At 41.9% G+C, this 234-nt stretch carries 1 protein-coding gene; it reads left to right on the forward strand.

Features of this window, described 5'->3' with window-relative positions:
* Window positions 1-234: hypothetical protein (locus AAEY88_RS15555; protein ID WP_350563840.1), on the forward strand; the 234-nt coding region annotated here is incomplete at both ends.

Raw genomic sequence — 234 nt, forward strand, 5'->3', positions numbered from 1 at the left:
CAGTATGCTATAAAAAACCTAGCCACTGATGCGAATGATACGGGTGCATGGCTACAAGTCTTTAGCTGGCAAGACTGGCAGACTATAGTCGCCACACTACAATCGTCAAGTGATCTGTCGCGACTACTGCACTATCATAAAGACATATTAGAGCGATCATCTACTAACGCGTCGCTAAGCTTTGATTCTGAATCAGAGTTATTAACACAGTTTATGAGTAGCGATGTTTTGTAT

This window comes from Psychrobacter sp. CAL346-MNA-CIBAN-0220, from assembly GCF_040309805.1.
GTDB lineage: Bacteria > Pseudomonadota > Gammaproteobacteria > Pseudomonadales > Moraxellaceae > Psychrobacter.